This window comes from Vibrio sp. 704 (assembly GCF_033339295.1).
In genome coordinates this window covers 1-904 of record NZ_JAWOUH010000201.1, presented here as the reverse complement: position 1 = coordinate 904, position 904 = coordinate 1, and the positions used below count along the sequence as shown (strand labels likewise).

Annotated in this window: 1 protein-coding gene; it reads left to right on the top strand. The window is 47.3% G+C overall.

Annotation, left to right across the window (positions count from 1 at the left end; genetic code table 11):
- The coding region (locus R7R24_RS25445; protein WP_318119883.1) for a LysM peptidoglycan-binding domain-containing protein at positions 1–904 on the top strand (904 nt) is incomplete at both ends.

The window sequence follows — 904 nt, the reverse complement described above, 5'->3', positions numbered from 1 at the left end:
CACGCGGATGCGTTCACGTCACCACAACCTCGTGGGGGATCGGTATTCGTATTGAATACGCGTCGCGCAAACACTGAGATTGCTCGTTGGGTTGAGAACCACGAGAAACAGTCTGAGCTGCTCGGTGGTTCTGGCAATGCATTTGTCACGAACACGAAAGACCGCAACGTGAACCAAACTTTGCTCGATCTCCAGTTCAGCCATTCGCAAAAAGAAGGCTACAAGTTGGCGACCGAAATTTTGGGTGAAATGGGACGCGTCGCGCATCTACACAACACCAAGCCAATCAACACTAGCTTGGCAGTACTGCGTTCGCCACAAATTCCATCGGTCCTTGTAGAGACTGGATTTATCTCTAACCCAACAGAAGAGAAACTGCTGTTCCAACGCGCACACCAAGATAAGTTAGCGCAGGCTATCTCTAAAGCGGTGGTTAAATATCTAAAAGATAACCCACCTGAAGGCACGGTGTTCTCACCTTCCTCTAAACCAATGGTGCACATTGTTAAGCGTGGTGAATCGCTGTCTGTGATTGCGAATAAATACGGTACTAACTCGAAAGCGTTGATGGCCGAGAACAAGTTGAAATCGACCAGCTTAGCGGTTGGACAAAAACTGCGTATTCCGTCAGCTGGCAAGATCCAAGTGCCAAGCAAGCCTATTACAATAGAGACTGAAACGATTACGCATATCGTTAAATCGGGTGAGGTTTTAGGTAAGATCGCAAGTCACTATAAAGTGAAGCTGTCGGATATTCGTCGTGAGAACAACTTAAAATCCGATACCTTATGGGTTGGTCAAAAACTTAAGATCACCGTAGCAGTGAAAGATAAGCCGATCCGCAAGCACAAAGTCGCGCGAGGGGAATACCTTGGTAAGATTGCGTCCAAATATGGCGTGAGTG